26 protein-coding genes, 1 tRNA gene and 1 pseudogene are annotated in these 20281 nt (G+C 59.2%); 13 read left to right on the top strand and 15 right to left on the bottom strand.

Features of this window, described 5'->3' with window-relative positions; all coding sequences use genetic code 11:
- Positions 1 to 148 precede the first annotated feature (148 nt).
- The gene (locus AB8Z38_RS07245) at positions 149 to 445 is read right to left on the bottom strand and encodes an HU family DNA-binding protein (protein ID WP_071914190.1); all 297 of its coding nucleotides are present in this window, start codon (positions 443 to 445) and stop codon (positions 149 to 151) included.
- A 280-nt stretch (positions 446 to 725) separates the two neighbouring features.
- Between AB8Z38_RS07245 and AB8Z38_RS07250 the strand changes: the two genes are divergently transcribed.
- Positions 726 to 896, top strand: a complete 171-nt coding sequence (locus AB8Z38_RS07250; RefSeq protein ID WP_369723824.1) for a hypothetical protein — start codon at positions 726 to 728, stop codon at positions 894 to 896.
- A gap of 345 nt (positions 897 to 1241) precedes the next feature.
- Positions 1242 to 1544, top strand: coding sequence for a hypothetical protein (locus tag AB8Z38_RS07255; protein ID WP_369723826.1), 303 nt, complete (start codon positions 1242 to 1244; stop codon positions 1542 to 1544).
- 22 nt (positions 1545 to 1566) lie between these two features.
- Here the strand turns inward: AB8Z38_RS07255 and AB8Z38_RS07260 are convergent, their stop codons facing one another.
- From AB8Z38_RS07260 to AB8Z38_RS07280, 5 genes are all read right to left on the bottom strand, one after another.
- Positions 1567 to 1773 (bottom strand): hypothetical protein, encoded by a 207-nt coding sequence (locus AB8Z38_RS07260; protein WP_369723828.1) that lies wholly within the window; start codon positions 1771 to 1773, stop codon positions 1567 to 1569.
- A 30-nt stretch (positions 1774 to 1803) separates the two neighbouring features.
- A complete protein-coding gene (locus tag AB8Z38_RS07265; RefSeq protein ID WP_369723829.1) occupies positions 1804 to 2004 on the bottom strand; it encodes a hypothetical protein in 201 nt (66 codons plus the stop codon).
- Positions 2005 to 2270: 266 nt separating this feature from the next.
- The gene (locus tag AB8Z38_RS07270) at positions 2271 to 2411 is read right to left on the bottom strand and encodes a hypothetical protein (RefSeq protein ID WP_369723831.1); all 141 of its coding nucleotides are present in this window, start codon (positions 2409 to 2411) and stop codon (positions 2271 to 2273) included.
- Between the two features lie 314 nt (positions 2412 to 2725).
- Complete coding sequence (locus AB8Z38_RS07275) at positions 2726 to 3160, bottom strand: nuclear transport factor 2 family protein (protein ID WP_369723833.1); 435 nt, start codon at positions 3158 to 3160, stop codon at positions 2726 to 2728.
- A gap of 152 nt (positions 3161 to 3312) precedes the next feature.
- Entirely contained in the window at positions 3313 to 3921 is a 609-nt protein-coding gene (locus AB8Z38_RS07280) for a hypothetical protein (RefSeq protein ID WP_369723835.1), read from the bottom strand.
- A gap of 202 nt (positions 3922 to 4123) precedes the next feature.
- Between AB8Z38_RS07280 and AB8Z38_RS07285 the strand changes: the two genes are divergently transcribed.
- The 3 genes from AB8Z38_RS07285 to AB8Z38_RS07295 all read left to right on the top strand — a co-directional run bounded on the left by AB8Z38_RS07285 (position 4124) and on the right by AB8Z38_RS07295 (position 5415).
- Positions 4124 to 4687 (top strand): hypothetical protein, encoded by a 564-nt coding sequence (locus AB8Z38_RS07285; protein WP_369723837.1) that lies wholly within the window; start codon positions 4124 to 4126, stop codon positions 4685 to 4687.
- Positions 4668 to 4871, top strand: a complete 204-nt coding sequence (locus AB8Z38_RS07290) for a hypothetical protein (protein WP_369723839.1) — start codon at positions 4668 to 4670, stop codon at positions 4869 to 4871. Before AB8Z38_RS07285 ends, AB8Z38_RS07290 begins: the two co-directional genes overlap by 20 nt.
- A gap of 76 nt (positions 4872 to 4947) precedes the next feature.
- Positions 4948 to 5415, top strand: a complete 468-nt coding sequence (locus AB8Z38_RS07295) for a hypothetical protein (RefSeq protein WP_369723841.1) — start codon at positions 4948 to 4950, stop codon at positions 5413 to 5415.
- Between the two features lie 654 nt (positions 5416 to 6069).
- Here AB8Z38_RS07295 and AB8Z38_RS07300 read toward each other — a convergent pair.
- Entirely contained in the window at positions 6070 to 6276 is a 207-nt protein-coding gene (locus AB8Z38_RS07300) for a hypothetical protein (protein ID WP_369723842.1), read from the bottom strand.
- 291 nt (positions 6277 to 6567) lie between these two features.
- Here AB8Z38_RS07300 and AB8Z38_RS07305 point away from each other — a divergent pair, with 291 nt between their 5' ends.
- Both AB8Z38_RS07305 and AB8Z38_RS07310 read left to right on the top strand, forming a co-directional pair.
- Positions 6568 to 7020, top strand: coding sequence for a VOC family protein (locus AB8Z38_RS07305; protein WP_369723844.1), 453 nt, complete (start codon positions 6568 to 6570; stop codon positions 7018 to 7020).
- A gap of 382 nt (positions 7021 to 7402) precedes the next feature.
- On the top strand, positions 7403 to 8041 hold the full coding sequence (locus AB8Z38_RS07310; protein ID WP_369723846.1) for a glutathione S-transferase family protein: 639 nt from the start codon (positions 7403 to 7405) through the stop codon (positions 8039 to 8041).
- A 124-nt stretch (positions 8042 to 8165) separates the two neighbouring features.
- On the opposite strand, the gene AB8Z38_RS07315 is transcribed toward AB8Z38_RS07310, so the two are convergent.
- Both AB8Z38_RS07315 and AB8Z38_RS07320 read right to left on the bottom strand, forming a co-directional pair.
- Positions 8166 to 8411 carry a hypothetical protein gene (locus AB8Z38_RS07315; protein WP_369723848.1) on the bottom strand — a complete coding sequence of 82 codons (246 nt, stop codon included), beginning with the start codon at positions 8409 to 8411 and terminating at the stop codon, positions 8166 to 8168.
- A gap of 56 nt (positions 8412 to 8467) precedes the next feature.
- Entirely contained in the window at positions 8468 to 8722 is a 255-nt protein-coding gene (locus tag AB8Z38_RS07320; RefSeq protein ID WP_369723850.1) for a PilZ domain-containing protein, read from the bottom strand.
- A 224-nt stretch (positions 8723 to 8946) separates the two neighbouring features.
- On the opposite strand from AB8Z38_RS07320, the gene AB8Z38_RS07325 reads away from it, so the two are divergent.
- The 6 genes and pseudogenes from AB8Z38_RS07325 to AB8Z38_RS07350 all read left to right on the top strand — a co-directional run bounded on the left by AB8Z38_RS07325 (position 8947) and on the right by AB8Z38_RS07350 (position 13162).
- Positions 8947 to 9021, top strand: a tRNA-Glu gene (locus AB8Z38_RS07325).
- A 179-nt stretch (positions 9022 to 9200) separates the two neighbouring features.
- Positions 9201 to 9374 carry a hypothetical protein gene (locus AB8Z38_RS07330; protein ID WP_369723851.1) on the top strand — a complete coding sequence of 58 codons (174 nt, stop codon included), beginning with the start codon at positions 9201 to 9203 and terminating at the stop codon, positions 9372 to 9374.
- A 353-nt stretch (positions 9375 to 9727) separates the two neighbouring features.
- Positions 9728 to 9964 (top strand): phage holin family protein, encoded by a 237-nt coding sequence (locus tag AB8Z38_RS07335; RefSeq protein WP_369723853.1) that lies wholly within the window; start codon positions 9728 to 9730, stop codon positions 9962 to 9964.
- A gap of 1204 nt (positions 9965 to 11168) precedes the next feature.
- Positions 11169 to 11753, top strand: coding sequence for an RNA ligase family protein (locus tag AB8Z38_RS07340; RefSeq protein ID WP_369723855.1), 585 nt, complete (start codon positions 11169 to 11171; stop codon positions 11751 to 11753).
- A 701-nt stretch (positions 11754 to 12454) separates the two neighbouring features.
- Positions 12455 to 12858 (top strand): annotated as a pseudogene (locus tag AB8Z38_RS07345) (hypothetical protein).
- Positions 12815 to 13162, top strand: a complete 348-nt coding sequence (locus AB8Z38_RS07350) for a hypothetical protein (RefSeq protein ID WP_369723857.1) — start codon at positions 12815 to 12817, stop codon at positions 13160 to 13162. The pseudogene AB8Z38_RS07345 and the gene AB8Z38_RS07350 overlap by 44 nt, the downstream one beginning before the upstream one ends.
- A gap of 1389 nt (positions 13163 to 14551) precedes the next feature.
- Here the strand turns inward: AB8Z38_RS07350 and AB8Z38_RS07355 are convergent.
- From AB8Z38_RS07355 to AB8Z38_RS07380, 6 genes are all read right to left on the bottom strand, one after another.
- Positions 14552 to 14842 (bottom strand): hypothetical protein, encoded by a 291-nt coding sequence (locus AB8Z38_RS07355; protein WP_369723859.1) that lies wholly within the window; start codon positions 14840 to 14842, stop codon positions 14552 to 14554.
- Positions 14843 to 15682: 840 nt separating this feature from the next.
- Entirely contained in the window at positions 15683 to 15916 is a 234-nt protein-coding gene (locus AB8Z38_RS07360) for a hypothetical protein (RefSeq protein WP_369723861.1), read from the bottom strand.
- Between the two features lie 929 nt (positions 15917 to 16845).
- The gene (locus AB8Z38_RS07365; protein WP_369723863.1) at positions 16846 to 17025 is read right to left on the bottom strand and encodes a hypothetical protein; all 180 of its coding nucleotides are present in this window, start codon (positions 17023 to 17025) and stop codon (positions 16846 to 16848) included.
- Between the two features lie 99 nt (positions 17026 to 17124).
- A complete protein-coding gene (locus AB8Z38_RS07370) occupies positions 17125 to 18330 on the bottom strand; it encodes a hypothetical protein (RefSeq protein WP_369723864.1) in 1206 nt (401 codons plus the stop codon).
- Complete coding sequence (locus AB8Z38_RS07375) at positions 18327 to 18923, bottom strand: hypothetical protein (RefSeq protein WP_369723866.1); 597 nt, start codon at positions 18921 to 18923, stop codon at positions 18327 to 18329. Before AB8Z38_RS07375 ends, AB8Z38_RS07370 begins: the two co-directional genes overlap by 4 nt.
- 655 nt (positions 18924 to 19578) lie before the next feature.
- A complete protein-coding gene (locus tag AB8Z38_RS07380; RefSeq protein WP_369723868.1) occupies positions 19579 to 20052 on the bottom strand; it encodes a hypothetical protein in 474 nt (157 codons plus the stop codon).
- Positions 20053 to 20281 lie beyond the last annotated feature (229 nt).

The following is a 20281-nucleotide window of genomic DNA, read 5'->3' on the forward strand; positions in this document are numbered from 1 at the left end:
TTGTGTGAGGCGACCGCCGGCTTGGAAAACCCCGTAGCTCCCGCGCGGGGTTTTTCTTTGTGAGCCGCGGCGCAGTCGATGATCACCGCGATCGCAGCATGGCCTGCCCGCGTGCCCTCCGGCACGCAGACGGCGCGCGGCGGCCGGATCAGACGGAGTCCTTGGCAACCTTCAGCGGCGAGGCCTTGACCGACTTGCTCGCCGGCTTTGCCGCAAACTGCATCGGCTCCTTGGTGAAGGGATTGACGCCCATGCGGGCTTCGGTCGCAGGCTTGTTCACGACCGACATTTTCGCAAAGCCGGGAATCACGAACTCGCCGGACTCGTTCAGCTCCTTGTAGCCGACGGTCGCCATGTACTCGATGACCGACTTCACGTCGTTCTTCGACAGCTGCGTGCCCTCTGCGATTGCATCGATCAATTGGGTCTTGGTCATCTTCGCCATGTCAAACAGTCCTCTGAATTGGGTGCGCGCGAGCTACGATGTAGCTCTGCCTGGGAGGCCGTAAAACGACCCGGCGCGCTTCGGTTCATGCCTACGGTCATGAAGCAACCGGGCTTAGAACCTATCGGGACCGGAAACGCAAGCCGCACTTGCCCGGAGATTCCGGGTCTTTTGTTCGGATATTGGCCTGCCGCGCCGGGCTGGTTTCAAACCCCGCCGCCGCAATGCGGGTTCTCTTTTCAAGCCAGTTCCTGCATAATGCGGCATGGCTAAAACAAAAGTGACCTTCAAAACCGTCCGGATTGCAGACAACGACTGGAAAATACTGGCGGATTACCCGGGCAGCGAACAGCGCCAGATCACCGGCTTCACCAGCAAGGCGGATGCCGACGACTGGATCAACGGAGATCGCAAGATCGCGTGGCTCCGCTCGCAGGGCTACGCCAAGTGAGTAGGCTAAGCCAAGTGACACGGTAGCATCTGACCCGTAGCGTCTGACCCGCTACGCTCGGGCGCCTTGCCCTTCGGCTTCGCCGGGTAGGCGTGCCGCCCTCTCCGCTCCAGATGTTCTCACCGCCGCGGTGCTTCACAGACCGCGCTGCGGATCGCTTTGACATGGCCAGAACAGGTTGACGATCCAAAGCGCGTGATCCGTGGTCCTCGAACGCAACATCCCAACCTCGCTCCTGACAAGACACTCGTGGTTAAACTTGTGGCCGAGCCTGCGTTGTTGAGACTTCAGTAACCCAACGCCTCCACTCTCCTCATCAGTATCGTTGCGTTGGAGTACCCCACAGTGCTGGATTTTCACGAGCTGCGTGAACTCGCGGCCGATGTTCGCGTATTTGTCGATGTCGCCGAGGACAAGGCCGAGGCGCTGCGCGCCGTCGTCGCGGCGTATGACGTGGTGTTGGCGATCTTCCCTTCGGAAGAGGGCATGGGACTCCACGTCATCAAGGGCAAAGAGATCCTGGATGGAATCGCAAATTCACGGATCCACGCGAGTTACAGCCACACGGCTATCGCCGTTCCCGACCTGCAACACGCACAAGCGCTGAAGCTCCTGACCGCGCCGGTCGAACAACGGATTGCAGCCTAGTCGAACGCGGCCATCCCGCCTCTCAGTTGATGGCGATATCACCACGATACTGCGCGCTCTCGCGCAGACCGTGCTTGTGCATCCTGAACAGGCCGAAGGCCAGCTGTCGAAGGTCGTCGCGATAGGATCCCGGCGGCAGCTTGCGTGCGCGCAGAAATGTCATCGCCGCCTGCTTGCGCAACGGAAGCGACGGCGCAACAGCCTTTTTCAATTCGGCGTGCTCACTCATTCTAACTGCCCTTGCTTATCTGGCCTTGGCTTACCGGGGCGGCTGCAGGCCGGGCGACCGCAGCCATTCGTTGATTTTCGCAGCCGTCTCGGCCTGGCGCGCCTGCCGGATCAGGTGATCCCGGCGAATACTCGGGGCCAATTTCTGCGCCTTCTGGCGCAGGCTCGAGGCTTCCTGCCGCATCATATCCTGCAGCGATGACGTCTGTTTGAAACTGCGCCAGGTGACCACGGCGCGCCCTTTCCGCTCAGCAGCAAAAACTATTGGATGACGCGATCATGCCCCACGCCGGGCAACGCTTCGTTAACCATTGATAGTTTGCAGCGCGAAAATTTACGTTTTCATCGCTCGGCATTGCGGGAGGCGGCCGTGCTCTCCCGGCGTGCAGCCGCGGCGCAACACACCACGTTCGAGGTCGAAGCCAACGAGGATATTGTCGGTTAGACAGCGGCTTGCGCAGAGCCCTCGGAATGCCGCTCAAGCCGAGTAGGTCTTGCTCAGGCGAAGGCGGGCAATCGTCCGACCACCTGCAGCGCGCCCAGCACGATCACCGACAATCCAAGAGCCGACCCGAGGAAGGCCAGATAGAGCACAACGTCACGTTGCTCGTCGCCCATTCCCGAAAACGCCTTGCGCATATCCGCCTCCGCTTTTGTCCAGGAAGTTTTTGTCCAAGAACTTTGATCCAAGAACATGCGGTTGGTTGTTCTGTTCCTGCGGCCAAGAAAAAGGCCTCCGCGAACGGAGGCCTAGTTTGAAGGGAGGAAAAGCACGTCAACCCGGCCAACCTGCCGGTAAAGCCGACGTTCCCTGATGCACAGCTGGATTCTTGAAAACCTGCCGGGACTTTATCCTGGGTTTAGGTCTCGAAAGGACCGAGTCTTAGTCCACCGGTGCAGTCCGGCACTGTCACCGCAATCCCTGAGCAAAGCAGCCAGACACAAGCAGCAGCTCATTTCGGGACCGGCGATCCGTGATGCTGGGCAATCAGCCAGTGACCGCCGACCTGCACCAAAGCGAGGGTCAGACGATACGGGACGACGGTGCCATCCTTCAGCGTAAAGCTCGCGAAACCGGAGCTCAGGAGAACATTCGACCCGACCGCGATGGCTTGTTGATCGCCCATCTTTGCTTTGATGCCCGGCGGCAGCTTGCTGTAGTAGGCACGCACGCCGTCCGAACCGGTGAAGAGCTGGGCCGTCGATCCGAAAAGCGTGGCATCCTTGGTATAGAGCGCGACGAATTTGTCGGCGTCGCCGGAATTGTAGACCTCCTCCCACTGCGCGCGGACCGCGGCGGCGTCTTCGTTCGGTCCGGCCTTCGCGAGCTGCGGCGAGGACAAGGCAACGACAATGACAATGGCAAGAACTGCAAAAAGCTTCTGCATCAGGTTTCTCCCCAAATAGGCGGCGTGTCTGCGGCACGCCGTTCGGCCGCAAGTATCTTCAGCTCAAAATCCAACAAAGTGCGACAAGCTGCCGGCGGGCTATCGCCGATGTCTTCGTATTGCGCTCACGCACGGTGACCGCAATTCTAATGTTAGTTCTGCACGACCTTTTTCTCTTGGTCGGCCGCTGGAGCGTCGATATCCATCTCGTAGCTAATCACCGTCCCAAACGTAAGCTCCGGCCCCAGTGTTATGACCCAGAACGCGAACTTGCCGCTCGCGTCGAAATTCGCTTTCGCAGTAACGGTCAATGAACAAGTTGCCGTGAATCCGCTTTTCAACGCGGCCTGGTTTTTCTCGAGGCAGTCGTAAATTCCCACCGGAATGGCCGGCCTTTTGCCAATACAAACCGCGGTATTTCCCTGATTGATGTTCATTTTGCCTTCGAGCGTATTCTTGTCGACCCTGGTAAGGTCATATCCCGCACTGAGCTTTGGGGCTTGAATAATCGAGGCGAGCCAGCCACCGATCCCCGCTTCCACCGAAGCTTTTGCTTCATAGCTTCCGCTCGTCGAATATTTCACATGTGCCCTGAGCGCCGGATCCAGTCCCGCCGCCTTGGCCCTCAGCGCAAACAGGCCCATCTCACACTGCATCGACTTGAAAACGGTGTCCGGATTGAGATTCTTGATGATTGTCTGAGCGCTCGCGCTCGAAGCAAGGATCAACGCGAAGAAGCAAGCAGCGAAAAAACGCAGCATTGAAAAGCCCCCAAATTATTGGGCATCTTCTATGGTTTCAGCAAAGAATCAAGCGCTAGTAGATGGGCTTCTCTGATGCTACCCATTCGCCATCCACACCCTGCCGGCTGTGCGGCTTCGGTCAATGCTTTGCCCCGACCTGATAAGAGCCTTGTGGACACCAGCTCGCCTTCGAAGTGATCCCGCTCACAGGAGATTTGAGATGCCCTTCGACTTCTCGGCTGCTCGCATTAAGATCAAAGGCGCACGGGACCATATCGAGCACTTCCGGAAACGCACTTCACCGCTCGATCCGCTGCTCTACAGCATCGAACTCGTGGAGAAGCCTAGCGACCCACCGCGCAACCCGCGACTATCCTACGCCCTGACTTACCGGCCGAAGGATCAGCCTATACCCGAGACGCTCGCAAACATCATTGGCGATGCTCTCGGGAATTTGAGGAGCGCGTTGGACTACGTCGGCTCTCGGATCGCGCCCAATGATAAGAAGATCTTTTTTCCAGTCGCCCCGCGACCCGATCTTCCGAGCCACTCGAGCCTCCCTGCATGCGAGGCTGCGCTTCCTGGCTTCAAGGACCTCCTGCTCAACAAGATCCGCCCTGAGAATGGTCCAGATGAGCCACTATGGGATTTGGTAGGCAAAGCGAACAACGATAATAAGCACGTTGATTTCATTCCGACGATCGCCGCACTCGAAATTCGGAATATCAATGCAAGATTTCCACGCGGCTATCAAAAACTGCTCTGTGGGCGGCAACGCAGCTAACCAGATTATTATCATCAGTTCTGATGCGCCGTTCACTTACACTCGCGGCTATGAAACGATTGTGGAAGGCAAATTCGGCCCAAAGACGCCCGTTCCAGAAAAACTCCTTGTGCCAACCCTGGAACAAACGGCGGCGATGGTCGAGCAGGCAATAAACGCCGTCGATAAACTAGCTAATCCATAGGGGCAGTTCACGCCCTTGAATGGATTGTCCTGGTAAGCAATTGAAAACTGGGGCCTGTTTGATTAGGCGATTGCCGATGACAAAAATCCGGAAGCCGAACGCAGCTACTGAGTCCGTAGCCGAAGAATGGCTGAGGCGTCACCTTTGTTACGAAGTTGGCATGATGCGCCAGCTACTTCCGGTACTTGCGCATAGTCCACCATCTCAATTCGAGCGAAATATTCACATTGAATGCTTTCATTTGCATGCGCGGAATCTGATCGAGTTCTTCAAAAACAAAGACCCCTGCGACATTGACCCAAGACGCTTTACGAAACCAAGTTATCAACCAGACGGAAATTTTATCGACAAAGACCTTGAAGCCAGAATCAATCAGCAAATATCCCATCTGACATCTAATAGAGTAGGCGCAAAGCAGCTTGGCCCCAGCGATTGGCGCAAGATCAGCGCGACGATCGAAGCTGAGATCGCGCGCTTTGAAAAGCATCTGACTAAGGATGCCGAAGGTCATTGGCGCTTAGGCCTGAGTGATATGGGATTGTAGAGAACCTCCCAATCTTGATCGGTGACAGTGCACCAGATTGTCGTTCCGGAGTTACGGTGCCAGTAGTAACAAACTTGCACTAGAGCCACCGGTAAGCCGAGACTAGGAAGATGACCAAGAAGCATGCGGCGCCGATGCCTAACACCCCTTCGGCGCTGACGTCGAACCCCAGAACTTTGATTTGAAATTTGGGTGGCGGATTCATAACGCAGCTCTCCGTTAAGTCGGATGCTGCTTCCTCAGCCAAGATTCATAAGATCAGAGATCTGAAGACTTGCAACGAAATTGATTCACACTTCATGCGTCGAAAAACTCAAACCGCAGGGCGCGGACTCGCTATGGACGACCGTAGTGTCTGAAAGGATTGAGGAAACAATCCACAGTTCCGCGAAAATCCGTCAAACGAAAAAATTTTACACGATGCAGATCACATAGCCCCATACCGTAGTTTCCGCGCCCTCAATACTGGGGGAATTACGAGAATTGCAGGACAGTGCACTAAATCCATTCGCCACCGTCCCTGCTGGCTGCGCAACTCGGTCAACGCGTTGCGGACGCCGTCAATTGAGTGCACTGTCGCCGAAACCGTAACTTCGTAATCTTCCATGCCGAACTGATCGAAGTATCGGTTAGGAGCGAAGCTAGGCTTGCTGATCATCCCAGCTTCCCTTGATTGATCTTGTGCGCAACGTCGCCAACGGAGCTGCCAACGATGACGGCGGTCACGATTGGCCAAAAACCCGCCACTATGACAATAGCGCCCCAACGCGTGTCTTCGCCGGGCCGTCTGTAGCCATCGCTGATGCCGCCGAGGATCAACCAGATCAGGCAGCCAATTGCATATCGTTTGAACCATTTCACGGCGAAATACCTTCCAGCTATGGGCATTAGTGACCATGACATTGAGTATGGTTCATCGGCGGGACTAGGCTTGCTCATCTACGAAAGGCGCTGAATTCCGATGCATCGAATTCATCCGCGAGTCCCGGCTGATGCTGCGGCTCGTCCGTCCACGCTTAGCTAGCTTACCGCACCGGTCGCTTTCCCTCACGCACACGTGCCCTCACCCTCTGCCCCTCATCCCATTTTGCTGCTATTCATCGCCCCCGCCAGAAACCAAAAACCCTCCATCCGTTCAAGGGAGCAATAACCATGCGATATCTTCACACCATGCTGCGCGTACGCAATCTCGATGTCGCGCTGAAGTTTTATCAGGATGCGCTGGGGCTGAAGGAGGTGCGGCGGATCGAGAACGACAAGGGGCGTTTCACGCTGGCGTTCCTGTGCTCGTCCGACGACCTCGAGGCGCTGAAGAAGCAGCCGCAAACGCGCGGCGCGCCGCTGGTCGAGCTCACCTGGAATTGGGACGAGGAGAAGTATGGCGAGGACCGCTTCTTCGGCCATCTCGCCTATGAGGTCGACGACATCTACGCCACCTGCGAGAAGCTGATGAAGGCGGGCGTCACCATCAACCGGCCGCCGCGCGACGGCAACATGGCCTTCGTCCGCTCGCCCGACCTGCACTCGATCGAGCTGCTGCAGAAGGGCGAGCCGAAGCCGCCGCAGGAGCCGTGGTCGTCGATGCCCAACACCGGCCATTGGTAACGCCCTTCACGGGGAACAAGCTTCCCATCGCCGCGTTCTCTGTTCATGGAGCGAATGGAGGAGAACGCGATGGGACGCGGAATTTTGTTGTGGCTGTTAGGCGTGCCGATCCCGGTGATCATTCTGCTGTGGCTGTTCTTCGGCCGCTGATCGCCTGGTCAGACTTGCAATGAAAGCTCCGCCCCAGGCGGGGCTTTTTGCATGCAGCGGAGCCTTTGCGTGAGAGGCTCGCAGCAATCGCGAAATTCCGCTATCACCCGCGCGACGGGCTCGTAGCCCGGATGGAGCGAAGCGTCATCCGGGACAGACGCGCCTTGTGGCAACATCCCGGATTGCGCTTCGCTCCATCCGGGCTACGACAGAAAACGCGCGGAGGAATCTCATGCCTGAGACCAAGCTGACGATCTGGGGCCGCGCCAATTCGGTCAATGTGCAGAAGGTGCTGTGGTGCCTGACCGAGCTTGGCCTCGCCTATCAGCGCATCGATGCCGGCATGGCTTTCGGCAAGACCCGCGACGCCGGCTATCTCGCGATGAACCCCAACGCGCGGATCCCGACGCTGGTCGAGGGCGACTTCGTGCTGTGGGAATCCAATTCGATCATGCGCTATCTCTGCCTCGCGCATGGACGCGGCACGCCGATCTATCCGGAGGCGCCGAAGCTGCGCAGCTCGGTCGACCGCTGGCTCGACTGGACGCTCTCGACGGTGCAGCCGGTCGATCGTCCGGTGTTCTGGGGCATCGTGCGCACGCCGCCCGCCGAGCGCAACATGATCCAGGTGCAGCGGGATGCCGACGCGGCCGCCGAGGTCTGGGCGATCGCCGATCGCCTGCTGGCCACGCGCCGCTTCATGGAGGGCGAGCAGTTCACGCTCGCCGATATCGCGCTCGGCGCCTATGCGCGGCGCTGGCTTGGCGTCGAAGGCATCAGCCGACCTGCGCAGCCGCACCTGACGCGCTGGCTCGCCGAGCTCGCACCGCGGCCCGGATCTGCGCAGCACGTGGCCCCGCCGATGTCGTGAGCCGCTGACGCGGCTTAAGCTGCAGTGAGGTCGTGCTGAATCGCTTCACGCGCGCAAGCCTCACGCAGCACGGCCGGACTTGACGGCTACTGTGCATGGGGTTGTTTTCGACTTTTTTGTCTGGCTAGCGCCGCACCCCGGCATCGACGCTGGTTGAGCCGCCGATCTTGACGCAGGTCCCGGTCGCCTCGACCCAGCTGAAGCCCTGGCCATAGGACGCGCAGGCGTTCGCCCTGGCCGCTCCCGAGGCGCCCTTCAGCGGCAGCGTCTTGCTGGCCTGCGGTTGATCGGCCGGCGGAAGCCGCAACGTCTCGGCCGTGGCCGCAGAGGCGGCGGCGAAAGCGATCAGGCTGAGGACAATGGCGCGCATCCACGCCTTTTAGCCCGGACCGGCCGCACGCGCCATCCGGGCCGCGTGGGCGGGCGTCAGAGGAACCTGATGCCGGCCGACTTGCCGCGGCGCCAGATCACCTGGCAGCTTCGCCCGGTCCGCGCGTCCCGTGAGAACGCCATCCGGATCACGCCCGGAAGCTGGCTTGCGTCCTCATCCGTCGTGATCTTCGCGCCCGTGCTCGAGATGTCCTGCAACAGGCAATGCCGCGCCGCGAATCCGCCCTCCAGCGTGATCCAGGCATGCCGCGACAGCAGTTTGCGGGCCGCGCGCTTCTTGGGCTGTGGCATGGCTTAAAATCTCCCGCTCCAGCGCTATCTCAGGGAACCCTAAGAAACGGTTGAAATCGCGTTCCGAATGATGCCGGGGAAGCTAACCACCGCGGCGCAAAAGACCGGTCCCGAACGGCTTGCCGACCGGCCCAAAGGCCACTATACGTTCGCCCGCCGTGGCCGCCGGGCATGACTCGTGCGGCCGGCGGCCGTGCCGTGAAGAGCGGCGGGGCCTTGCGTTTGCTCCCTTCGTCTATCGGTTAGGACGCCACCCTTTCACGGTGGAGAGAGCGGTTCGATTCCGCTAGGGAGCGCCAACGATATCAGCCAGTTAGCGCCCTACTCCGCTGCCGTGTCCAACACATGGCCAATAAACGCGTATGGACTACTCGCAGACGGCGGGACCGTGGGCAGCGCAATAACCGGCAATTAATGGATATGGAACTATTTTACACGTAAGTTCTTTCGTTCTGAATGGCCGCCAGGAGGCTAACAGATGACGGATGCAGAGCTAACTCTTCAGGCTGTCAGTGACGCGCAGCGCATTCTCGAGGAGTACTTAGAACCGAGGCCCCGAAATAACGAGCGCATCATCTTGGACAGGCTGGTGGAAGTGCTCGAGCGGCCAGACCTTCTTGTCGCCGTTCATCGGATGCAGCGCGGCTCGTAGGATCCCCGTTGTCGGGCCCTTGCTGATCGGCTCGTGCTAATTTGAGCCAGTCCTCAGCAAGTTTGAGCCACAGCTCCGCATCGATCGAGCAACGGGCTTCGGCGGCCCTTTCTCTGCACACCTCAGCGAACTGGTAGAAGCGTAGTACATTTTCCGACATAGCAATCGACGCGAATACGCCCATCAACCCGCCTTTACCGTACTCGCCTCTCCTCGACACTGTCTGTCGATTACCTCACACACCGAACATTGGCCGCGCGATAATCTCGAAGTGTGCCAAATAGGCAACCCAGCGGCCGCAGCGTGAACCGGCGGGTGTGGCTCGGTGAAGCGACTTGGATTAGCCTCGGACGATGCATCTATCATTGGAATTACCCCACTGGCTGATGATCGCAGGCGCCTTGCTACTGGTCATCGGCATTATTGGCGCACTCGTCAGCCGAAAGAAGGTGGACGAGGCAGGTACGACGCCGGAAGAACCAATCGAGGCGCCAAAAACGAAGATGCCGCCCCTCCCAAAGCTCCTCGACTCCAGTGGAAGAACGCCGCCTAAGACCGATGCACACGAAGAAAACGGCCCGCCAGCGTGAAACCGGCGGGCTGAATGAAACCATTCACTGCGATGCACGAAGCAGTCTGGAAACGATCCGGGAGTAGCTTTCCCTCATTAACGACGGGATTTCCAAATGATCGCGCTTCAATTGATGGCAGTGGTGCTTGGTGGCGGCATTCTCTTTTCAATGTACTCGGGCGATCTAGGCGCCGACGTGGTCCTCGCCATCGTCGCTTGCCTGTCGTAAGCGAGAAGGCCCGCCAGCGTGAACGGGCGCCCCTTGCGCCAAATCACGCAATGCCACTCAGCGACTCTCCAAGCCCGTCAGAAATGCTGTCCGGTTGCCCGGTGTATTCAGCGGTGGTTCAATCTGGCGCCGGTTGTCTCCCCAATGACGGCAGGCAAAGGGCGGCCCCGATGCTTTGATCCCTTCCGCGATCGGGGCCGTTCTCATGCGCACCCCATCAGATCCTTTGGTCATGGCGCTCCCCACTTTGAAGGCGGAGGCGCAGTCGCGTCTCCCAGTCACCGGCACCGGCCCAAGGGTCTGGAACGGTGATAGCTCGGGAATGCAGCGTAAGCAGCAGCGTTCCTATTTCGGTGCTAAAGCGTAATTCCGGCTACGGCGGAACACAACTTAGCAAGGCCGCAATTCACCTAAGCTAGTGCGCAAATGTTGGATTTCTGAGATCACGGGTAGTGCCCGCCGCATAGCGTACTTCCTTCGTCAACACGCTCGCGTTACTTCGGCGGCTGCAATCCCGTTGACTTCAGCCAATCAGTCATGTGCGCGCCAGTGTTAGCTTGTCGGGCCTTCCTAAGAAGAGCCTCGCGTTCTGCGCCTGCCGGTAGCGCGCTGGCCTGCTCTTTGAACCTTGCGGCTAGATCGGCCAATCGTTCCTCAAGAGATCGGGTTTGCTTCAGCTCGCGACGGTGCTCCGCCATGGTGCTTTCCTCAGCCGTTGGGAAAATTCGAAACGCACAAAAGGTAAGTTCAGTTCCAGCTCATGGAACGAACTTGCGCCGGGTCTGTGCGCGGCGCGCGCCGGGAGCTGGCGCGATTTGATTCTTCGTGCGGCAATGAAAACGGCCCCAGCTACTGGCGGCGGCTGGGGCCGTGGGGATCACTCCGACACCGCAGGGGGGACTTGAGAGTCGGAGCGTAGGTCAATGACGTGTATCGCCCCATTGTTCCTAAGACTCGTATAGTTATCTTAAATCCCTATGTTTCGCCCATGCGTATGACCTACGAGCTCTGCCTGGCGACCGCCGGCAAGCAGGTCCCATCGGGACCGGACTGGATCCACGAGGTAAAGCACGACGGCTACCGGATGCTGGTAATCCGGGAGAACGAGCGCGTGCGGCTGCTTTCCAGGAACGGCACCGATTGGACCAAGCGCTATCCATGGATTGCCGAGGCCGCTCTGAAGAACCGGCAGACCCATTTTGTGATCGACGGCGAGGCTGTGATTTTGGGGATCGACGGCCTCTCCGATTTCAACGCGCTGCACTCCCGTAAGCACGACCACGAGGTGCAGCTTTATGCGTTCGACGTGCTGGCACTGGGCAGTGACGATTTTCGCGACCTGCCGCTGCACCTCCGAAAGACAAACTTGCAACGCCTGTTAGCGCGCCGGCCGGACGGGATCACCGTGGCGCCGTTCGAGCGGGGCGAGATCGGCCCCGATCTGTACCGCGCCGCCTGCCGCATGGGCCTGGAGGGGTTGGTCTCGAAGCACCGCGACCGGCCTTACCGCGGGGGCCGACAGAAGCATTGGGTCAAGGTGAAGAATAGGCAACACCCCGCCATGAATCGCGAACTGTAGCCGCCCGCCCTCTTTAACTTCCTCGCGAATCAGATTTGTATGGTCAGAGGCGGAGGGGGTGGACATGAAGTTCATTTTCACGGAAGCTGGCGGCAATAAGCCGGTTCGGAAGTGCGATCTTTGCTTACAGCCGATGAGGTTTTTGGGCGAACATGCGAGATCTTGGCTGTTCAGGTGCGAGGCTTGCGCGCTTGTCAGCACAGCCAACATTCAACCTCTGCAAGCCAGCTTGGAACGATCTCCTCGCTCGCCGCATGCTATCTGACGGTTCGCCGCGCGAGGCGTGGCATTTAAGTCTCAGGTCGTCGGCTTCGCGCAGGAATGACGTCAGGCGATGTTGCCTAGTCTAACCGCCCGCTGTTAGCTGCAGCGGCCGAGCATCCATTGGCCTTGGGGTTGCAGGAAGACCATGGCGCCCGGCCGCCTGGTCGCAGGCGGCTGCGACCAGGCACCATATAACCGCGAGTCGCTAAAAGATCTCGCCTTCTTCCTAGAGTGACACATTAAATTCTGCAAAACGAAGCCGGCCTCGCGGAGTGGTAAGCGCGCGCCGCGATAAGCTGCCGGAGGCCTGCTGTGGGGAACGGCGTGCTCACTGCGCCGTTGGCTGAGTCGCTGGCCCAAGCTGGCGGAACGGCCCCGGTCAGTACCGTCCATCCCTTCGAAGCCGGGGCCGTCTCTCCCTGTTCCGGAGTATGCGTATGCGTTCGTCGCCCTCGATCGTGCCGCTCGACCGCCTCGATCGCGATGTCTATCTCGTCTTGGAAGATTTCGGCGCGCGCGCGGCTGCGCCTGGCGGGAGACGGACGAGCAGGACACCGACTTCGAGACGGTCATCCGCGATCTGCTGTCGGGCCAATACGCCTATCCGGTCCGCATCGTCGCCTTCAATGCCATCGAGGGTTGGTCTCGCGATGCGACCAGCGAGGTCGCGGACGAGCTGGCCGAGCGCCACGTGGGCGACGACGAGATCGCGCCGGCGCTGCGTGCCTTCATAGAAGCGAATGCCAGCCGACCGTTTGCCATCCAACTGGCGCTGCCACTGCGTGGACCCCTTGACCATGGCGCATCTGACACCCGCCGAGAGGATCGAGCAGAGCTATGACCTCGCCATGATAGCGCTGGCCGATTATCTCACGCGCGAGCGCGATGCAGCAGCAACGGTCGACCGGCTGATCCGCATTCTCGACCGCGACAGTCTCCGCGAGGCAATTACGGAGGTCCTCGTCCATGCTCGCGTCCATCCTAGGTCGAAATCGGATCCCGGCGCGACCATAACTGTTTGGATTTACCACCAGGAGGAGGACCTGAAGGTGTTCGCCAATGAGCAAGCCGCGCGCGCCTGGATGGACGAAAACGATCCGGAGGGCGTCGCGTTTGAGTACGAGGTGGTAGGCTCGCCGGCGTGATCCGTGACATAGAAAGCGGCCGCCGCTGAGCGTGCCGTCCTATCCACAGCGGCTTGGTGCGCCAGTCTTCGAATGGCGTTGGCGGCGTTTCTTGGTCTCAGTCCCCCTTGGGCTAGGCGGAGTGTCAGCCACACTGATCATGATTGCTGGCGCGGTGGTATCTCGCATCGTCTGGATTAAGTATGATGATCCGGAAACGAACCGCCGGGAGCTGGAAGATCGCGTCCGGAATTGGTTTCCCTAACCGCAGCCTCCGTCGATTGCACGTTTCAAAAGAAGCCTTCGCGTGGACCGCATCCGCATCATCGGCCACGAAGCGGTCCAGTCAGTGGCCCCTCATTCGACTTTGGCTTGTCGCCGCGGGCCGGGGTGATGAACACCCAGCTGAACGCGGGCGCCGGGAATTTCGCTTGCAAGAGACGCACCGCCTCGGCTGCGGAATCCGCAGTTACACGTTCTCGGATAAGCCTCCGATCGGCCGTTCTCTGAAAGCCCACTATGAAGGTTGGCAAGAGGCATCGTCTCCTGAGATACCTCTTGGACAGCATGCGTCGTGCCAGCGTTTTTTGTGCCGGACTGAGACGAGTTCCGGCGGACGCCCAGCAGGCTAGGGCCATCGAGTTGACCGCCGCGAAGGCGTCCAAACTGGACTTGCCGCGGGCTGAGCACGACGGGCTGGACAGGTCGCAGTAGCGTTCGCCCCGCAATCGAATGCCACGGCGACCGCCGAGATGGTCCTATTCAGAATTAGGGACACTTTGATTTGTGACAGTTGAATTCGGGCGCATGCTGGTTTAGCGCCCGCTAACGGCTACGGACTGGCACTCCCCTTGCTCTGCAATGCCCAATCCATCAGACTCAAGGTGGGCCTGTTTCATATTGAGGCGAAGCCGATGCAAGCGATGCCCCGTTTCGAAGCGACCGTCCAGCTCCATGCGTTGATCTCCGACCTGCTACGGCGCGTTCAACTTCTCAATGCCGACATCGAGGAGGAGGAACGCAAGTCTCGTGTCTTCGACCCTGCTAACCAGTCTTACTCGAGGCTGGCTCTAACAATGCGAGAACGTCGCGACAACCTGCAGACGACCGTCGCTACCTTGGAAAAGCAACTGGAGACCGATCCTCGGAGATCTCCGCCCGAGGCCATTGCCGTTTACCGTGCGTCGCGACGGCCGCGATTCCGGATAACTAACGTGCGTAATGCTGTCCTACGATACTCGGAAAATCAGAGGTAAGCCCACTGCACGGATCGCTTCAGCGCTGTTCTGGGCGCATGTTTAATTCCTGGTCCGTTTGAAAGCCTCACGGTCCGGCCGCCTCGGCCTCAGCTTCCACCCCCGTCGAAGTTGGGGCCGATTTTCGCCCTTGGCTGGTTGCGGCACTCCGCGCCTAACGCAGATACCGCGCTGGCCTGTTCGCGTGGTTCATTTCCTCAAAGGCCTTCGCCAGCTCTTCTGGCCGATGCTTCGCCTTGAAGCTCTCCCAGGCGACCTTGAAGCGCCCTTTCGCTTCGTCGAGCGAACCAGCGTCCCCAAAAGGCGGTCCGGGAAGTGTCACGATGCACGTCCACAGCCACAGCCCGGGGGAGCATTCGCTGGCGTAGCGGATGCGCCCGACTAGCTGCCGGTCCTCGTGGACCGTGTAATCATCGAGGCCGATCATCCGTAGGGTCAGGGGCATTGTGGCCTGCCGTTGGCTAGGACCAAATAATCGCCGGCTGCTCGAATGGTCCCTATCCACAGGAGCGCGGCTGCTTCGAACTGCACGCGAGCGGCACACCTGAGTGGCGGAGGATCACACCATCGTCTTGAGCGCCATAACTTAGATCATTTTTCCGCAAGCTGTCGCCATCCCGTGCCCGCACTGGCGATGTTCAATCTTGAGGAGGCTGGCACTTCTATCCAAATGGTTGTGCCGGAAAACTAAGAGCCCCAGCCGGGAGGCCCCCCGGGTTGGGGCCTTTCTTGTGATGTTGCCAAGTGTTCGGCTGAGACGGCGACCTCGAAACTTAAACGGCCCCACGTGGGGGCCGTCAACCCGCTGATCGGGTTTTCCTCCAGCAGCCGGGGGGCGACCTGTCTGGCTGGGGGCCTCGGAGAGACGCGGTGCGAAGCAGATTGTTCCACTTACGTTTGATTGCGGAAGCCCCAAGCCCGGCCCGTCTCTCCGCCCGGAGATCGTCGGCCGGAAGGTACGCCTCAGTCGTCCCAGGACCGCTTGCCGCACGCACATTCGAACATGTGAGTGATGCCTCCGCTGTCAGAGTCCACCACCGTTCGTACAAGCTTCATTTTGTTGCCGCAGGTCCGGCAGGACCTGCTTGAGTTGTCCTCGACAACGCAAATCTTCTCAGCGCGAAATATTTCCATGACTCTCGTCCCCCGTCCCCAGGTGACAAAGTGGGGCATATAACAAGCCTGTAAAATGGAGGAAGTGGGTACGAAGCGCGACTAATTTGCGACCGTACACGGAGCAAACCGAGATGCGCCAGCTATCCTGCCGTCCGTTTTGGGTACCCCATTAGGGTGCCCCGAGTAACGGAACGGAGCGATCCCCGCCGATCCTCTCAGTGCTTGGGCTGATGTAATCCCGGTGCAAAACGGTTGGTCGGTTGGCACCATCGAACAGGACGGTAATGCCGGTGGTACGAGCGCTGACCGCGACAACGACGCCGACCTTGCGGGCGAGATCTGGGCAACGGGTTATTCCGAACTTGCTGAGCTTGAAACGCGCGCCGACCACCATCCAGTCCATTCTAACATTCATCTTGCGCCCCCTAAGATACAGATCGCAACTGGAACGGTGGGGCCGAGTAGCAAAGTTGTACGACGCATATTTCGCTTGTGTTTAGGTTCCCGCACTCACCTATGTGAAGGGAAACGCGGACACGTCGGCGCTTCCGACCCACTGCCTCAGCGCGCGCCTCCCTGCTATGAACCTGCCGCGGGCTTGCTTGCGGAATAAGATCGCACTTCCGCTAATTGCGCCCCGACAAAAGCTCCAGCCGTGGTCACGCAGGCGGTAAACCCGATGCCGGGACGCGCTTTGCCTCGCACCTCCGATAGCTACGATTTGTGGCCTTGATCCAGAACTTTTGCCGGCGGCCCCGGCTCCAGCGGACAGGCGAATGCCTTCGAGCGCACGATCTGATCAAATCTGACAAGCAGCGAGCGGCCTGACATTTTTTTCACATTCTAACTTACCGCGAAGCGCTACAGAGTCGTGGCGCGGGTCGCTGCCACGGTGACTCTCATGATTGGCATCTTAGTCTAGCGTCCTAAGAGGTCCAATATGCTAGCAATATATCGAACCCTTCGGTGGCTGGGCTTTTCACGCTGGAGGGCCACGCGAACACTTTTGAAAATCTACTGTGTGACTTTCCAATCGCGAATGTTCTAGACAATGCAGCGGCGTGGGCGCTCTTCCCCAAAGCGTTGGCGACCTCGGCGCCGCCGCACTGGCAGCATGATCGCGGAAGACATCTGATTAGCATCGATCCGAAGGGTTCGTTTCTCCGTCGCGAGAGACGAGCCTTAGGAACAGCTTGCCGGCGAGCTCCGCTTGCTCCGTCATGGCAAGGTCGCTGAGCTTCTTCAGTTCCTCATGCGAGGCGCCCATCGCGCGTGCGTCGAGGAAGCGCCGGAGCGCGGGAGGTGCATCTAGAATGCGGTGCATAATGTGGTTCATCTGCCAGCCATCTTCAGAATTTCAGTCAGCTGCGCGATCGCGCGCGTGTGCTGGTCGATCAGCGCTTCCGCGCGCTGGATCTCTGCCTTTCCGTTCGCGAGCCCGCCTTGGGCTGCGATCAGCCCCGTCTCCTGGATCTGGATCGCGTTACGAATAATCTCGCGCGCTTCATTCACCTTAGATTTCCCCTTAGAATGTGCGGTCCGGGTTACCCCGGACCGCCTCAGTGTGTCCGCCAGCGACAGCGGTCTTTTGCGCGATGAGACGCAAAACCTTCATTTCGAGTACGCCATCCGACGAATCTTTGCGGCTTCGGCTAGGCGCTGCTCGCGAGTTGGGGTGGGATCGTCGACGATGCGCGCGCTGATCGCACGCGCCCGGGCCACGAGTTCTCGCGCCTCACGGCGTCTGTCCAACATTTTGGTTTCGCCCAGTCGCACCTCGAGAGAATCCACCAGGGCTCGCGCCACACTGATAACATTGCCGGGCATGTCGGATTTTTCGAGAGCCGCAAAGCTCTGGCGCCAGCCCGTTTTCGAGGCGACGATGGTCCCGCCTGCGACCTTGCAAAATGGAAACTGATAGCTATCGGCCTTAAATGCCGCAGACGCATTGGAGGCAAAGAAAAAGTGTTTGGCGTCCTCGGTGATCGTCCCGTTCGGGGAGAATTGCGCAAGCAAAGCGGCCTTTGCTGAGGCAGCGTTATAGGGATCATCGGTCGAATCGATCGGCATCGTACCGATCGCCTGGCATACCCAGTCGCTCGGCTCTCCGCCCGGCAAGGGGTAGTCATCGAGCGGAGCATTGCGAACGCGGCCGGATGATTTTGCGCCGGCTGCTGGACCGACCAGTAGGCAGTTCGGATTGGCCGGCACGGGGCACAGGCTGAATTCAGTCAAGATGTGGCCCGACAGAAAATCGATTCCCCCGGGCCGCTGCGGGTCCTTGGTGAACTGAAAACTGCCTGGCACGAAGCCCACGCTGCAACCACGCAGGACACCCGCAGCGACCATGCTGCGAACTTGATCCGAAACAGCCGAAACGCCTTGAGGCGGAAAGTTAACGTTTGCCATCAGTGACGGGCCGCTGCTCGTCCATGGCGTCGAGGATTGTCCGACCGGCATCGAGCTGCTGTCATGGCAAAACAGGACAGGTCCATTCTTCGCGAAGTTCGCGAGCCGCCATCCGCCGACCTTGATGACGTCGTTCATCAAATCTGGCGTCTCGTCACTAATTCTGAATTGCCACGAAAGCGCGGTACTATCCATGGCGCGCAGCACGGGCGCAGACGCGGGCACCCGGATTGCCGGTTCGGCTTGCTTCATTTCGAAGGCGTCAATAAGCGCTCGCTCAGAGAATTCCCAGATGCCATGCCGGAGTTGAGCGATATGCTTTGCGTTCCACAAAACGCGATTTCCCCCGACCATTCCCTTAAGTCGATGGGCAAGCGCTGACTCGCGCAATGTATCTAGATTGTTCATCGCGCCTTCGCCTTTTCGATTTCGGCGGAACTGACTATGCCGGCAGCAATGAGGCGCTCCACGCACCAGTTCACTTCCTCATCATACGTCTCGCCAACGCCAAGTAATTCACGACCATCGGTCGGCAGGCTTCCACCGCCGCCGGCTGAACGGATGTTCTCACGCAACTGTTCTCGCTGGCGATTGATGCGCTGTAGATCCAGGGCCGCCATGATGCGCCGACGCTCAATCTCGGCGATCTCGCTAGAAAATGAGGCGAAGATTCTGTCGCCACGCTCGACGAGAAGATGCTCTCGCGCAACACGGCCGATCTCGAACGCGCGCCGATAGACAGCGCGCTTTTTACATACGATCTCCAACTGCGAAATTGAGTTCGCGGTTGGATCGTAGTCGGTACCATCGAGCAACGCTCTGGCTGCGTCTGTAAGGCGCGAGGCCGTGCCGCCCCCGCTGCTCTCTTCGAGAGACAACTGGACTTCAAATAAGGCCTGGTCATCGGACTCGATCTTCGCGATTTTGCGGTCGAGCGCCGCGAGCGGGGCATCCTCGTAGTCGACGAGAGAAGCGGTTTTCTTTCGGAGGGCGGCAATCATGTCTCTGTGGCCTCGTGAGCTTGAACACAGATAGCCATGATTGCGTTTGCAACATCCACAGGGAGATGTTGCAAACGTCAACGCCCGCGGTGGCCCTCGATGACATTCAAGATTTGCCGCCAAGACAGCGATGCGCCGACGGAGAAAAACGCGATCTTAAACAAAAGGCGGCGCCGTTCGCCTGATCCTTCGGGCGGACCACCATCACGTTCCCGAAGCCACGCCCCGGACAGATACCGTGAGAGATCCACGGCGATGGCTTTAGCCGAGCCGCTCGGCGTCCCATCGTAAAGAGCAGAAATATCCCGCACGGCCTGATCTCGGTCGTTGAGCCTACGTCCCCGTATTGGCGGCGCCGATGCCAATGCTCGCTCAATCACTTCCCTATCTTCTGGTTTCAGCCTGTCCAGAACTGCCTGGACTGCACCGGCTCGGCAGGCTGAGCTTGAGCTCAGGTCAGCGAGGCTGCTCTTATCGAGGGGCATTAGATTGGATTTTTTCAACTTGATTTATTGTTCAACAAAATCAGTTATATGACCCAACAATAGCGATGGGTCGGTCTTGATTTTAGGTCTTATTGCGAACGGAGCTGCAGCGCCGGTCCCCGCCGGTGTCGGCAATGAACAAACAAACCGCCACCACCCCCTGATGATTGTCATCGAAGTGGCTGCTCGCGCTCTGGCCATTTCACACCCGGCGGAGGACCGGCATCGAACAGCGAGGCGAAAAATTGCGGATGCCTCCACTTCACCGAGTCCAAACCAGCTACCGTCGCCTGGACAAGCGTGAGATCGATGGGCGGGCGGGCCGTCCTTTCGTCCACTGCGATCTGATACACGGCCTCCAACTTTGCCGCAGCGAGCAGCCTGGCTTCGGGCGGCCAGTGCGCATCCCCGGCTATCTCAAAAAGTCGATCGATGTCGCGCTGGTCAAAAACATTGTCGATCGCACGCCGCACGAGGTCGAGACGGTCAGGGGATTGCAGATCGTGCAGCCCGACACCGCGATAGGTCGCGACGACCGGAATTGTGTCTCTGCGGTCATGCATTGGTTTTGCCTCCTTGCAGGATTCGAAGCGCGCGCCGCGTGACGGGATCGCGCTCAGCGGGTTCTTCAGGTTTCTGAGCACTGCTGCTCAACAGGGCTTTCGCGGCGGCTACGCGGGCCGCGGCCGGCGCGCTCTGATCCGCGGCGATCGAGCGCAAGACATTGTTCGGATCGAGCGTTGAAAGATCAACGCCGGCCAGCGCTTTCTGGCTCGCCTCTCGCCGGTTCGGCCTACCTTTGCGGCGCTTCGCTATCCGTTTCGCCATAGTGGTTTTCTCCGTTAGGTGATTTTCTGGGAATTTTCACCGCGC

The sequence above is a fragment of the Bradyrhizobium sp. LLZ17 genome, from assembly GCF_041200145.1.
GTDB lineage: Bacteria > Pseudomonadota > Alphaproteobacteria > Rhizobiales > Xanthobacteraceae > Bradyrhizobium.